The 13,121-nt window shown below is 39.8% G+C and carries 14 protein-coding genes and 1 tRNA gene; 8 read left to right on the forward strand and 7 right to left on the reverse strand.

The annotated features are described in order from the left end of the window. Window positions 1-73: 73 nt before the first annotated feature. Together dtd and QE404_RS19195 are read right to left on the reverse strand one after the other, a co-directional pair. Window positions 74-523, reverse strand: a complete 450-nt coding sequence (dtd, locus tag QE404_RS19190; RefSeq protein WP_307453260.1) for a D-aminoacyl-tRNA deacylase — start codon at window positions 521-523, stop codon at window positions 74-76. Then, window positions 523-975 carry a hypothetical protein gene (locus QE404_RS19195; RefSeq protein ID WP_307453261.1) on the reverse strand — a complete coding sequence of 151 codons (453 nt, stop codon included), beginning with the start codon at window positions 973-975 and terminating at the stop codon, window positions 523-525. The genes dtd and QE404_RS19195 overlap by 1 nt, the downstream gene beginning before the upstream one ends. 108 nt (window positions 976-1,083) lie before the next feature. On the opposite strand from QE404_RS19195, the gene greA reads away from it, so the two are divergent. The 8 genes from greA to QE404_RS19235 all read left to right on the forward strand — a co-directional run bounded on the left by greA (window position 1,084) and on the right by QE404_RS19235 (window position 7,013). Continuing rightward, the gene (gene greA / locus QE404_RS19200) at window positions 1,084-1,554 is read left to right on the forward strand and encodes a transcription elongation factor GreA (protein WP_294207613.1); all 471 of its coding nucleotides are present in this window, start codon (window positions 1,084-1,086) and stop codon (window positions 1,552-1,554) included. 26 nt (window positions 1,555-1,580) lie between these two features. Further along, complete coding sequence (locus QE404_RS19205) at window positions 1,581-1,970, forward strand: HIT family protein (RefSeq protein ID WP_307453263.1); 390 nt, start codon at window positions 1,581-1,583, stop codon at window positions 1,968-1,970. A gap of 57 nt (window positions 1,971-2,027) precedes the next feature. Next, on the forward strand, window positions 2,028-3,215 hold the full coding sequence (gene clpX, locus QE404_RS19210; RefSeq protein WP_307453265.1) for an ATP-dependent Clp protease ATP-binding subunit ClpX: 1,188 nt from the start codon (window positions 2,028-2,030) through the stop codon (window positions 3,213-3,215). A gap of 79 nt (window positions 3,216-3,294) precedes the next feature. Further along, the gene (locus tag QE404_RS19215) at window positions 3,295-5,316 is read left to right on the forward strand and encodes a T9SS type A sorting domain-containing protein (protein ID WP_307453267.1); all 2,022 of its coding nucleotides are present in this window, start codon (window positions 3,295-3,297) and stop codon (window positions 5,314-5,316) included. Window positions 5,317-5,320: 4 nt separating this feature from the next. Continuing rightward, window positions 5,321-5,545, forward strand: a complete 225-nt coding sequence (locus QE404_RS19220) for a signal peptidase (RefSeq protein ID WP_307453269.1) — start codon at window positions 5,321-5,323, stop codon at window positions 5,543-5,545. Window positions 5,546-5,607: 62 nt separating this feature from the next. Continuing rightward, window positions 5,608-6,477, forward strand: a complete 870-nt coding sequence (locus QE404_RS19225; RefSeq protein ID WP_307454086.1) for a hypothetical protein — start codon at window positions 5,608-5,610, stop codon at window positions 6,475-6,477. Window positions 6,478-6,490: 13 nt separating this feature from the next. Further along, a complete protein-coding gene (locus QE404_RS19230) occupies window positions 6,491-6,895 on the forward strand; it encodes a TlpA family protein disulfide reductase (protein WP_307454089.1) in 405 nt (134 codons plus the stop codon). A gap of 44 nt (window positions 6,896-6,939) precedes the next feature. After that, window positions 6,940-7,013, forward strand: a tRNA-Met gene (locus QE404_RS19235). 39 nt (window positions 7,014-7,052) lie between these two features. Here QE404_RS19235 and QE404_RS19240 read toward each other — a convergent pair. The 5 genes from QE404_RS19240 to QE404_RS19260 form a co-directional block, all read right to left on the reverse strand. Next, complete coding sequence (locus tag QE404_RS19240; protein ID WP_307454091.1) at window positions 7,053-7,970, reverse strand: HlyD family secretion protein; 918 nt, start codon at window positions 7,968-7,970, stop codon at window positions 7,053-7,055. Then, complete coding sequence (locus tag QE404_RS19245; protein ID WP_307454094.1) at window positions 7,951-8,352, reverse strand: hypothetical protein; 402 nt, start codon at window positions 8,350-8,352, stop codon at window positions 7,951-7,953. The genes QE404_RS19240 and QE404_RS19245 overlap by 20 nt, the downstream gene beginning before the upstream one ends. Before the next feature lie 312 nt (window positions 8,353-8,664). Then, window positions 8,665-10,857, reverse strand: coding sequence for a peptidase domain-containing ABC transporter (locus QE404_RS19250; protein WP_307453435.1), 2,193 nt, complete (start codon window positions 10,855-10,857; stop codon window positions 8,665-8,667). 103 nt (window positions 10,858-10,960) lie between these two features. Next, on the reverse strand, window positions 10,961-11,137 hold the full coding sequence (locus QE404_RS19255) for a bacteriocin-like protein (protein ID WP_307453278.1): 177 nt from the start codon (window positions 11,135-11,137) through the stop codon (window positions 10,961-10,963). 93 nt (window positions 11,138-11,230) lie between these two features. Continuing rightward, a complete protein-coding gene (locus tag QE404_RS19260; protein WP_307453280.1) occupies window positions 11,231-12,739 on the reverse strand; it encodes a vitamin K epoxide reductase family protein in 1,509 nt (502 codons plus the stop codon). Window positions 12,740-13,121: the final 382 nt, after the last annotated feature.

The following is a 13,121-nucleotide window of genomic DNA, read 5'->3' on the forward strand; positions in this document are numbered from 1 at the left end:
GCATAAATAGTTTATTTATTAGAAAACGTCTTTCATTTTTTTGAAAGACGTTTTTTGTAGAGAATAATTGAAATCAGTTTTTGGTAGAAGAGTCCATAACGATAGTAACAGGACCATCATTAACCAGCGATACCTTCATATCTGCTGCGAAGATTCCGCTTTCTGTTTTAAGCCCGGATTTCGCAATTTGCTGCTTAAAATAGTCGAACAGCGGAACAGCCTGTTCCTGCCTTGCTGCCCTGATGAATGAAGGCCGGTTTCCCTTCTTGTAATCTGCCATCAGGGTGAATTGGCTGATGCACAGCAGCTCCCCCGATATATCCGTTACGGATAAGTTCATTTTTCCTTCATCGTCGCTAAAAATCCTTAGGTTCAGTATTTTTTGAACCAGCCAGTCGGCATCAGCTGATGTATCGTTCTCATCTATACCTATCAAAAGCATCAGCCCCTGGCCAATGGACCCTACAATGTTGCCGTCTACTTTTACACTGGCTTCAGAGACTCTTTGTATAACGACTTTCATTAAAAATAGATATTTAAAATCTTCCCGGAAGGATCATAATTATACAGATAGGTTTTAGGAGGGATATTGGCTACGGCAGTTGGCTGGCCGGTGAGCAGGATCCATGTCGCATTATCTTTCGGGCAAACCACTTTGATATTGTCTTTCACTTCCAACGTGGTATTATTGTCGGGGCATATGTGAGGAGCATTCCTGTCATAAATTTTAAATGTCGTATCAGAAGCTCTTACCACGATCAGTCCACGCGTTCCAGACTGCTGCTCATTGATGTACATCCAGTTTCCCGTCTGGTTTAAAGCGTAGTAGGCGGGAAGATTCAGGTTCAGGGTTACATTGATGGGATTATTCGGGAAGCAGCTTACCGTATCTTCCCGGCTGCCGCAGGATTGTATCATTAAGCTGTTGAATATCAGTGAGGTGATAATTGAAAGGATTGCGAAACTTTTTTTCATTTCAATTTAAATTTTTATATATTTGTATCTTAAACGATTATAACAACAAAAACATTGTCCGGCAAATGTCGGATTATTTTTTTATACTAAAACTAAATTTTGAAAATTATGGCAAGCTATGTAACAAAGGAGGGGCTAGAGAAAATGAAGGCTGAGCTGGAACAACTGGAAACTGTGGAAAGACCGAAGATTACCCAGCAGATTGCAGAAGCGAGAGATAAAGGAGACCTGTCTGAAAATGCAGAGTACGATGCAGCCAAAGAAGCACAGGGAATGCTCGAAATGAGGATTTCCAAACTTAAGGATGCTATTGCGAGTTCCAAGATCATTGACGAAAGCCAGCTCGATACCTCAAAGGTCTCTATCCTTACTACAGTAAAGCTGAAAAACAACGCTACGCAGCAGCAGCAGGTATTTACTTTGGTGCCGGATAATGAAAGCGACCTGAAAAGCGGTAAAATTTCAGTTAATACACCTATAGCCAAAGGCTTACTGGGAAAAGCCGTAGGAGAAACTGCAGAAATCGTGTTGCCGAACGGGAACAAGCTGTCTTTTGAAGTGCTGGATATTACACTGTAATCAATCTTCAATTCAATCATTATACAATGAGTACCATATTTACTAAGATTATTAACAGGGAAATTCCTTCCTGCATCATTGCGGAAGATGAGAATTTTATTGCATTCCTGGATGCAATGCCTTTGGTAAAAGGACATACCCTTGTGGTGCCTAAAAAAGAAACAGACCTGATCTTTGATCTGGAAAGTGAGGAGTATAAAAACCTTTGGGGTTTTACCCAGGAAATTGCAAAAAAAATCAAAAATGCAGTTCCGTGTGTAAGAGTAGGAGTGGCTGTGGTAGGACTGGAAGTTCCCCATGCCCACATCCACCTTATTCCGCTGAATACAGTGGAAGACATGAATTTCAAAAATACTAGGCTGAAGCTTACCGATGAGGAGTATAAAGAAATTCAGAAATCAATTATTAATTCTTAAAATATAAAATCGTAAAAGTTACTTTTGCGATTTTTATCATATAATCCAAATTTAAAAATGAATTCAAACCAGTGTTCTTTTTGCGGCAGAAAGAGAAATGAAGTACAGATGCTGATCTCCGGTCAGAACGGTTATATTTGTGAAAACTGTATAGAGCAGGCTCATGCTATTGTAAAAGACAGTGTTGCAGGTCCGGGATTTTCTCCTGCAGAAAATATCAGTGAACTTAAAAAGCCTAAGGAAATCAAAGAATTTCTGGACGAGTATGTCATCGGACAGGATCAGGCGAAAAAACAGCTTTCCATAGCTGTATACAATCATTATAAAAGACTTCTTCACGCTAAGGACGAAAACAGGTCCGTAGAGCTTGAGAAGTCCAATATCATTATGATCGGGGAAACCGGTACGGGAAAAACGCTGCTGGCTAAGACCATTGCACGTGAGCTTAACGTGCCGTTTTGTATTGTTGATGCTACCATCCTTACGGAAGCAGGGTATGTAGGGGAAGATGTGGAAAGCATCCTTTCCAGGCTTCTTATGGTTGCCGATTACGATGTTGAAAAGGCGGAAAGAGGAATTGTATTTATAGATGAGATTGATAAAATAGCCAGGAAATCGGATAATCCAAGCATTACCAGGGATGTTTCCGGTGAAGGTGTGCAACAGGGTCTGCTTAAGCTGCTGGAAGGAAGCATTGTAAATGTACCGCCACAGGGTGGGCGTAAGCATCCGGATCAGAAATACATCCAGGTCAATACCCAGAATATCCTGTTTATTGCAGGAGGAGCTTTTGACGGGATTAAAGAAATCATAGAAAGAAGGCTCAACAAACAGGCGATAGGATTCAGCTCAGAGAAAATCAATAAAACGGATGAGGATGAATACATCCTAACCAACATCAATGCTATCGATCTTCGTTCTTTCGGTTTAATTCCTGAACTTTTAGGCCGTTTCCCTATTATTACCTATCTGGATAAGCTTACTAAGGAAACAATGGTAAGAATTATGAAGGAACCTAAGAATTCAATCGTTAACCAGTTTGTGGAACTATTCAAAATGGATGATACAAAACTGGTATTTACCGATGATGCCATCGAGAAAATCGTTGACGAGACCATGGAGAAGGGACTTGGTGCCAGAGGACTTAGAGGAACTACGGAAAAAGTGCTTGAGGATTATATGTTTTCTATTGGGGAAGAGAAGGATATTACATTAACTAAAGATAATATTTTTGTTAATAAATAAAATAAATTTTTCAGATTATCAAAAAAAAACATAACTTTGCCTTTGAGATATTGTATTAACACACAAATATTTATATACAATGAGAAAAAGTTTATTTGCTATTGGCCTTTTAGCAGCCGGTTATTCTGTTCAGGCGCAGAATATATTGTGTCATGTAGACACAAACGCTAATATGTATGTGAGTAAAGGAACGCTGGTCTACAGCGGTGGGGGCATGCAGATGAAAGGAAACGGTAGAATTGAAAACCATGGAAATATAATGGTGTCAGGTTCTTCTTCGGATTCTTTCAAGACAATCGATGCTTCAAATGCGGACAAAACTGAAAGTAACGGTGGAAACAACTTTGTGAACGTTATCAACGAACCCACTTCCTATGCTACTTACAATACGAATTCTTCAACGGCAACGCCTTCTTATACCTATGGTCAGCTTTTCATTACCGGGATTCCACAGTCCAATATAACAGGGATTGTAGATCAGCAGTACAGAGCAGTTAATCATGGTGCTTATCAACAGGTAGGTCTGCCATTCTATGCAAAAACATTGTCAACATTAAATACAGAACTCGGTAAAACTTTTTCGGGGGTAAGGGGTTCTGGAAATGACGTTCTTCAGTGGAACAATGATAATGTGGTTTTCAATCACTTTACCAATCTTACTTACAGACTTGGTATTGATTCACCTTTGTATGCATATTATATCCTTGGAGGAACAAATCTGGATGTGAGCAATACAACCAGAACATTAAAGGGACGTCCTTACTCTGATACAAGCGGTACTTCTGTCACTTTAAGCGGTGCAGGCGCCAATGTAAGCTTCGGAACAGGAGGGAGTAACGTTAACCAGTACAATGAAAAATACTGGTCATATGTTCAGGATGGCTTCCATATCGCAGCCGGAGGAACTGCATGGCAAGGGAATTATGGTAAAAATATCTACCAGTTTTCAAACCCATTCCTTACTAACCTCGATCTGAGATGGATTGCGACTAATGAAAGTGCTACAAACGGGGATGGTATCAACCTGAGCAACATTCAGGCCGTTAGGTTTGAAGTAAGTGGTGTTCAGTACTCTAATACCAATAACGGCGGTGGTGGAGCTTCATCTTATAAATTTGTCTCTTTTGCCAGCAATTTGCCTGCTGGATCGCCTTCTACAGGAGGATCCGCAACGGTACCAACAGGAGACCTGGATTATCTGGTTGTACGTCCTATGAGTACTTTTGTTATCAAAATGAAAGACAATACAGTAGCTAATCAGGTATTGAATTTTAACAACTTAAGAAGATTTAATTATTTCAGCAGAGCTACAGGTACGGATTATGGTGTTTCTGCCAGCAAATCAAGTACGTCGGGAGCAACGGTGAAGCAATTAGGAGTTATCGGTCTTGATGCTAACGGTAATGAGGTGGCCAGAACCTATTATGTGGTTTATCCTAACGCAACTACAGGTCATTCAAGCAATGCCTTAACACAAATTTCCTCTACTTCCGGAAGTATTCTGGGAACTTTTGAGGAAGCACCTACCGGAGGTTATGATTATAACTATACCAACCAGTATTGGCTATACATCAATGAAGCTAATGAGAATAACTTCCAGGGGAAAAATATCAAATTGGTTAACTACGATCTTTCAAAAATCAAATCATATAAATTTGAGATCAGAGAAAATGCAGAACTGGTTGCCAATGGCACCCACCAATTATCCACAGGAATAGGCTTCTATTATAAAACTCCGAGCGGAACCGCTCAAGCTGCCGTTCAGGGTGGTGTAGTGCCTGTTTCCGATGCAGAATTTGATCTTTTCTACGGAGCACCTAATAATGCTGCTCTTGCAGTGGACAATACATCAGTAAAACCTTCCAGGACAATGGTGGTTTACAATCCTGATATTACCAATTACATCGTAAGATTTGATCCAAACTGGAAAAAAGCAGATATTGAAGTTTATGATATGAGTGGCAAGCTTGTTATCTCTAAAAAAGCAGTAAGTACTTCTAAGGATTTTGTTATCGAACTGGATAATGCACTGAAAAATTCTTATGTAGTTAAGATTGTATCGGACAAAGGAGAAACTGTTAACACCAAAATCTTAAAATAATAATATGAAGACTTTAATAAATAAATTGATATCGGCTGTTTTTCTTCTAGCTGCATTGTGGGCCAATGCTCAGGGGGGCGGTACGCCACCTAACCCTGGCAACGGTGTTGGAGGGGTTACACCTGGAGCCCAGGCTGCACCAATTGACATGTACGTGTTAGCATTAGGATTTCTAGCTTTGATGTTCATTGTATTTTTTGCCAAAAAATACAAGAGCCAAAAAATATAAAAATTTCATTAAAATAATAACAAACTCCCTTATTAATCAGGGAGTTTTTTTATTTTTACCGCATGAAAAAAATTTGTCTACTACCAGCAGTCTTCATCAGCCTCTGCTTTCAGGCACAGTTTACAGTGACCATTCAGGCTCCTGCCGATTTTCAGGATCAAGATGCCATCCTCTATACATTAAATGGATCTAAAGATATTATCGCGACTAAAGAAACCTCTAAAAACCACACATGGACTTTCAAATATCCCAAGCATTATATGGGCATGATGAAGGTATATCTCCCTTCAAGTAACAACAGCTTTAATTTCATTTCAGAAAATAAGAACGTAGACATTAGATTCACTACAGAGAAGAATAAAATTAAAGATGTTCAGTATCAGGATGAGGCGAATGAATTGATGAGCAGGCTTCAGGAAAATGCGCAGAAACGCCAGCTGATCCTGCCTGCGCTTACCCAGATCAAAGAATATTACAAGGATACTACTGAATTCGGCAAAGCTTTAAAGACTGAAATCTCCAGGCTTTCCATCCAAACGGGAGATATAGATCAGTCCCAACATCCCTTTGTGTATTATTATAATACCAACTACGACAAATTCATAGCCGAAGGAAATGCTAAAAAGGCATCTCAGGAAGACATCATTAATTTTATTGATAAGTCGAATGATATGCTTGAAAGCTCGTCATTACTACGGCCTCTATTGGTTGCCTACCTGAATACGGGAGGCAATACCAACGTTGCCGGTTCCGTAGATAAGCTTCTGGACCGCCTTAAGGTTGAAACGCCGCGGGGACAGACCGTTTTGTCCGAACTGATTGATATTTTTGATGTCTATGACATGTCTGAGCTTAAGAATAAATATCTAAATCTTGCTAAAAACCTTAAATGCACGATAACCGACAGGCTGGCTTCTACTTTAAAAATCTAATGCCAACGTAGAAATGGGAGCTGTTTTCCCTGACTATAAATTTCAATCACCGGTTAATACAACTGCCAAATCATTATACGGCGTAAAAGCCGATAAGAAAATTATCGTTTTCTGGTCTTCTACCTGCTCACACTGCGAAAATGAGCTTCCTAAACTGCTTGAAAAATACAATGAGCTTAAGGCCAAAAATATTCAGGTAGTAGGATTTTCACTGGATGTAGACAGAGATTCTTATACTAATAAAATCAAGGCATTCCCATGGATCAATGATTCTGAACTTAAAGGATGGAACAGCAGTTTTGCTGACACCTACAATATTCATGCAACACCTACGTATTTTATTTTGGATGCTAACAATAAGATAATCAGTAAACCAGAGCATGTAGGCGATGTTTTGGACTATTTTAAGCTAAAATAATTTTGGCGGTAAGCAATTATTTTCTATATTTGCACCACCAAAACGGCGAGGTAGCTCAGTTGGTTAGAGCGCAGGATTCATAACCCTGAGGTCACGGGTTCAATTCCCGTCTTCGCTACAAAAAAACCGGAACTTATACAGTTCCGGTTTTTATTTTTTAACTCTGGTATCCTAAAAGTTTTCTCATTTGATAGAAGAATCTTTCGATAAGCCTCAGGTCCTGGGTAACGATTTCGGCATTACCCCGTAGCTCTTTATCAAACGGCAGTGTTTTGTTATACGATGTGCGCAAACCTTTAGGAAGAGTAACATCCACATAATAGTTTCCCTTGTCGTCCGGAGACATGGATATATTCTGTACCCTGCCTTCGATGATCCCATACTCCTGAAAACGGTAATTGTCCAGTTTAATCAGTACTTTTTCCCCGGTAGTTACCTTTCCTGAGTTGACGGATGGAACCGACATCCTGCCTACCAGTTGCTCCTTGTTTTTAGGAAGAATCGTCAGGATGACATCTCCTGTCTTTACGAACTGGTTTTCCCCGAAAAATTGCTGAAAACTGGCCACTCCATCGGTTGACGAAACAATCAGGTAGTTCTGTTCCCATTGTTTTAATGTCTTTCTTAACTGTTCAAACAGTTGAAGGGTCTGGGAAGAATAGGTGATCTTATCCTTTTCAGTACTGATGGCCGTTCCGCTTTTGGTCTTGTTAAGGTTGGAAATACCTTCTTCCATTTGCGATAATGAGATATTGATGTTTTCCAGGTTTTGCTGTTCCTGAATGAATTTTATCTTTTCATTTTCAAGTTCCACTGCTGAAATAACACCCTGGTTGAACAGGTCCTGTGAACGCTGGTAGCTTTTTCTGGTCAGTTCATATTTAGCCTGTTCCAATTTTTTCTGCTGCTGAAGGGTAGCAATCCTGGCGCGGTATTCCGAAATACTTTGATTGGCAGCGAGATTTTCAGGAGCATAAGGCTGCAGGCGCGTAAATAATGCCTCATCCTGAAATGCTTTGGCAAAGCTGTTGTAGTCACCCTGAAGTTCTCCTAATTTAAAATGTGAGGTTTCCATTTAACGGGAATGACTGTAGCTGGCTGGGGCTAATTGAATCAACAATCTTTTTAAGAGCCAAGACGTCTTTATAGTTGGCGGTTGACTGCATAACCATTAGGATTTCATTTTTATGGACTTCCTTATGGTTTTTAATGAATATCTTTTCTATCTTAGAATTGGTCCTCGCCTCAAGCTTTTCCGGCGGATTTTGAGACGTTACCACAATGGGGGCCGGAACAAATTCAGGATATTTGATGAGGTAGCTCATAATAAGTACCATCACCAAAATAATTAGTATAATGGTATTTCCCCAGCGGATCATCCAGTGCGGAGGTTGTGTGAGAATGTCCTGTACGCTTTCGGAACGGAGTTCAATAGAATCTAAAGTATCTTTTTCCATATTTAAAATATTAAACAGAAATCCTCAGAATGAGGATTTCTGGTCATATGCAATTACAAAGGTAATTTGTAATCGCATTTTGGATCATTTCCCGGCTCAACGCCCGGAATGACTTCTCCACCCGGGCAATATTGATTGCACGGATTCCACTGCTTATTGTTATTGATGTAACAGAAGCAATTGCACGGACCGCCCGGTACAGGTCCTGCACCGTAAATTGTCCTTAAATTCGGCCTTTGAATTTTTCTTAGGTTTTTCATATCTATAATATTGAATGGGTTTACTGTACAATTTAAAAATACAAATCGAAAATTAATTTCCAAGTTCAAGCTGATTTTTAACCAGTCGATAGTATTCGCCCCTCAAAGCCACGAGTTCTGTATGGCTACCTTCTTCTACCACCTTGCCCTGATCCAGCACAATAATCTTATCTGCATGTTTTACCGTTGAGAGCCTGTGTGCAATGACGATCGCCGTTTTCCCTTTGAAGAATTGTTCCAGGTTTTCCATGATGATTTTTTCATTGTTGGCATCCAGTGCGGAAGTCGCTTCATCAAAGAAAATATATTCCGGCGACTTATAAACCGCTCTTGCAATGAATAGCCTTTGCTTTTGTCCACCACTTACTCCAAGACCTTCATTCCCGATTTTAGTATTGTAGCTTAATGGCAACCCTTCAATAAAATCTTTGATATGGGCAATTTCTACCGCTTTCCGGAGCTTTTGCTTATCCACATAGTCTTCACCCACCGCAATATTGTTGGCAATAGTATCGTTGAATACGTATCCTTCCTGCATCACGACGCCACAATGATCCCTCCAGAAACGGGGAGAGATATTTTTAAGATTGGTATTGCCTAACCGGATATCACCTTGCGTAGGCTCATAAAATTTCATCAGCAGCTTCAGTAAAGTACTTTTTCCGCTTCCGCTGGCTCCCACGATAGCCGTGGTTTTTTGATAAGGAATAGTAAGATTAAGATTTTCGAATACATACAGGTCTGAACCTACATAGCGGAAAGACATATTTTCAATTTCAATATCCTGCTGCGGAAGATCAGTGACGTACTGTTCATCCTTGCTTTCTTCATCTTCTTTATCATGAATTTCCCCGAGTCTTTCCAGTGAGATTTTGGCATCCTGAAACTGCCGGATAAAGTCGATCAGCTGAAGAAGGGGACTATTAAGCTGTCCTATGATATATTGGACGGAAAGCATCATCCCTAAAGTCAGGTTGCCACTCAGGACCAGTTTAGCCGATAAAAAACTTACCAGGATATCTTTCATCTGGTTGATGAAATTGCCACCTACCGACTGCCATTGCTCCAAAGAAAGGGACTTGATCCTGATCTTAAATAGTTTGACCTGAAGAAATTCCCAGTCCCATCGCTTCTGTTTTTCAGCATTGTGCATTTTAATTTCCTGCATCCCGTTGATAAGCTCTATCACCTTGCTCTGTTCCTGGGAAACTTGAGAGAACCTTTTGTAATCGAGTTCTTTTCTGCGGTTAAGGAAAAAGGTAATCCACCCTACATAAGCAACAGCGCCTACCAGGTAAACGGCAAAAAGCCTGTAATCATAAAATAACAGCACAATGCTGAATATGATCAGGTTGACCAGAGAGAACAGGGTGTTCAGTGAAGAACTGGTCAGTAGCTGTTCGATCCTGTGGTGGTCGTTGATCCTCTGCATAATGTCTCCGGTCATCCTGGTATCAAAAAAGCTGATCGGAAGTTTCATCAGTTTGATAAAGAAATCGGAAATAATGGAAATATTAATCCTGGCAGACAGGTGAAGGAGGATCCAGCTGCGGATGACTTCAATACCCATTCTTCCGATGAAAAGCATGATCTGAGCCAGAAGCACAAGATAGATAAAATTCAGGTCCTGATTTTGGATTCCCACATCTACAATACTCTGGGTAAGGAAGGGGAAAATCAGGGATAACAAACTTCCTGCAAGCAATCCTATGGCGAGCTGGCCAACGAGTGACTTGTATTTGAGTAGGTATTTGGAAAGGAAAGAAAAGCTGGCTTTGCTTTCATGATCGTCAAATTCGGTCTGAAAAAATGCAGGGGTAGTTTCCAGGATCAGGGCAATGCCTTCTTCGGTTTCTTCTGTAGCATTTTCGCCGATCCAAAGTTTGATAAACTCTTCACGGGAATATGTGATAAGCCCGTAACTCGGGTCTGAAATATATACTTTGTTATTTTTGTCTATTTTATAAACGACTACAAAATGATTTTTGTTCCAGTGTACGATACAAGGGAACGGTACTTCTTCAACGAGGGTTTTAAAATCAATCTGTACGCCCAGAGAACGGAAACCGAGATCCTCAGCGGCATCACTCAGCCCCAGCAGGCTGCTGCCTTCACGGGTCGTTTCGGAAAGGTTACGGATCTGCTGTAAGGAAATACTCTTTCCATAATATTTACTTACAATACGGAGGCAGGTTGGGCCGCAGTCTTTAGAGTCTGGCTGGCGGTAAAAAGGAAAAGATTTCAACTTCAATAATCTATCTGATTTTATATAAGTTGCCGTCAGGATATGGCGGCAACTTCTTTAATGTATGCATTTTGCTTTATGAACCGAAATTCATATCATGCTTTTAGTCTACCGGATAATACGTACAAAGGTAAGTGCTTTGGCTTGCTCCGGAAATAAGCCTGCATGCCCCGTTGGCACAACACCAGTCCGGTCCGCAGTCTCCGTCATCCGAGCACATTTTGTAACCACCTTTAATCATTTTAAGGTCTTCTCTTGTCATTTTTTTTAGATTTTTCATAATAATTTGTTTTAGTTTTCCTACTCTGTCAGCTTTTCGGATACCGCTTTAATTGTTCCTAAGTTAGTGATTTTTAGGATAGACTTGATAACTTTATAGTTCTTCGTCTTCTATCAATTCGCTGATGAAGTAATGAATGTCTTCGCGGTCATATTTCTCAGGGAACTGGTAGCCGTTGATCAGGAAAATTGGAGTGAAATTGAGCCCTGCTTCCCTGTTTTCGGCAGACATACGAATAAGGGATGTCAGATCCTCAGGGTGCGTATCAGTACCGGCAAAAGCTCTGATTTTGCTTTCATCCTTTGTTTTGAACCATAGATCCATTGCCTTGATAAATTCAGCTTCAGGCTTCTGCCTGTAAATAGACATAAAATCTGAGATTAAACCTGTAAACTTATCATTTTTCTGCTCTGCTGAATAGTTGAAGCGTATCTGAGCGGAGATTTCATCAGGATACTGCTCCAGAAGCTTTTCAAGTATGGTATGTGCATCTTTGCAGAATCCGCAATAAGGGTTGGAAACAATTGAAATACGAATTTTAGCATCTTTCTTCCCTAAAGAGAATGTATCCTGATCGCTGAAATGTACCTTCTCGCTATCTGTCAGCTCCCTTTTAAAAAGATCATAATTCCTTTTGAATCTCAGGTTTTTGGAATTGGATTTCTGGAGGCTTTCTTTTTCACTAAGCGTATTGTTGAGGTAAAGGATCAGTGAGAATACAGCAATCCATAAAGCAAGGCACAGTAAGATCATTCTGTAATCTACATAAGTATTCCCGAAGAACAGGAAACCCAACAGCAGCTGAGCTACCAAAAGAGAAATGATGATCAGGCAGACACGGCAGTAAGTTTTTTCCACAAATGCCTGTATGTATACCGAATATCCTACTGCTATCATGGAGACTAAAGTAATCCCTTTGATAAGCACTGCTGTAGCAGGTAAGAATATACCCATCACAAGAAGGCCAGTGAAATAGATTAGGGAAAAATCTGAAAACTTCAGGCCCAGAATACTGGTTTTGTCCTGATTGATGATTTTGTGGCATGAATTTACAGTCTGGCTCGCGGAAGTGTCCCCGCAGATGCTGCTGATTACTGTTGATGTACTCCCGAACTTCTGGTTAAAAATCTCCAGGGAAATATATACGCCTGCTAAAGAGACCAGATTAAACAGGACCTCGTACCACGCCATGCTGACAGCCGAGTACAGAACAATAATGGCAGAGGCAATATATAATAACGGTTTCAGGCTGGTGACCTTCTTGCTTTCAGGATGTTCATTCTTTTCAAATAAGAGTATAAAGTCTGTAGACCGCGCATGCAATTCTGCCTTATTCAGTGTTTTCACCTTTTCTGCATAAACGGTATACTGATTTCCTGATTTCCTGACCAATGAAAATGAATCGTCTACTATGGCTATGAATTCATCCGGAAGCTCATCCCAGTATTGTTTATCCAGTTCATAAGCATCGTTTTTAACACCCATAAAGTTCAGCGTGTCACTGAAAGCAAGGGCAGAAGGGTAATTAGGATGTGAATTGAACTGAAAAATAAATTCCTGCTTATCAAGCTTAAGGTGTTGAATGAGTTTATCAAATTGCATAGTCATATTTTCAACTAAAATACACAGATGTTTTGAAATAACAAATTTTTTCTTAGTGAAGTGATTTATGAGTCGGGAAATAAAATGCTACATGCATTGAAATCAAGATAATGATACGCCATGTACTTCTATGGCGCAAGGGTGAAGTAAAGTCTGACTTTAAAATTTAATTTCACTGAGATTAATAGTACTATTGTATCATTAAGAGAAAATACATTATAATTGCTATAAAAAATATGGATTCTTTTCTATAAAATGTAAAGTAATTCCTCAGACAAAATAAATTTACTTATGGATTACAGCTTTATAATGAGATAGTTAAAGTCTTTTAAATCTGTGAAAACTTAAAAAATCATAAAGTTTTTATAAAATGACAAAAAAG

It is taken from the genome of Chryseobacterium camelliae, assembly GCF_030818575.1.
GTDB lineage: Bacteria > Bacteroidota > Bacteroidia > Flavobacteriales > Weeksellaceae > Chryseobacterium > Chryseobacterium camelliae_A.

Bases quoted from the DNA above. Each gene is read 5' to 3' on its own strand.
- QE404_RS19260 (WP_307453280.1), bottom strand. From the start codon at position 12,739: ATGCAATTTGATAAACTCATTCAACACCTTAAGCTTGATAAGCAGGAA.
- QE404_RS19245 (WP_307454094.1), bottom strand. From the start codon at position 8,352: ATGGAAAAAGATACTTTAGATTCTATTGAACTCCGTTCCGAAAGCGTA.
- QE404_RS19215 (WP_307453267.1), top strand. From the start codon at position 3,295: ATGAGAAAAAGTTTATTTGCTATTGGCCTTTTAGCAGCCGGTTATTCT.
- QE404_RS19225 (WP_307454086.1), top strand. From the start codon at position 5,608: ATGAAAAAAATTTGTCTACTACCAGCAGTCTTCATCAGCCTCTGCTTT.
- clpX (WP_307453265.1), top strand. From the start codon at position 2,028: ATGAATTCAAACCAGTGTTCTTTTTGCGGCAGAAAGAGAAATGAAGTA.
- QE404_RS19240 (WP_307454091.1), bottom strand. From the start codon at position 7,970: ATGGAAACCTCACATTTTAAATTAGGAGAACTTCAGGGTGACTACAAC.
- greA (WP_294207613.1), top strand. From the start codon at position 1,084: ATGGCAAGCTATGTAACAAAGGAGGGGCTAGAGAAAATGAAGGCTGAG.
- QE404_RS19255 (WP_307453278.1), bottom strand. From the start codon at position 11,137: ATGAAAAATCTAAAAAAAATGACAAGAGAAGACCTTAAAATGATTAAA.
- QE404_RS19205 (WP_307453263.1), top strand. From the start codon at position 1,581: ATGAGTACCATATTTACTAAGATTATTAACAGGGAAATTCCTTCCTGC.
- QE404_RS19230 (WP_307454089.1), top strand. From the start codon at position 6,491: ATGGGAGCTGTTTTCCCTGACTATAAATTTCAATCACCGGTTAATACA.
- QE404_RS19195 (WP_307453261.1), bottom strand. From the start codon at position 975: ATGAAAAAAAGTTTCGCAATCCTTTCAATTATCACCTCACTGATATTC.
- QE404_RS19220 (WP_307453269.1), top strand. From the start codon at position 5,321: ATGAAGACTTTAATAAATAAATTGATATCGGCTGTTTTTCTTCTAGCT.
- dtd (WP_307453260.1), bottom strand. From the start codon at position 523: ATGAAAGTCGTTATACAAAGAGTCTCTGAAGCCAGTGTAAAAGTAGAC.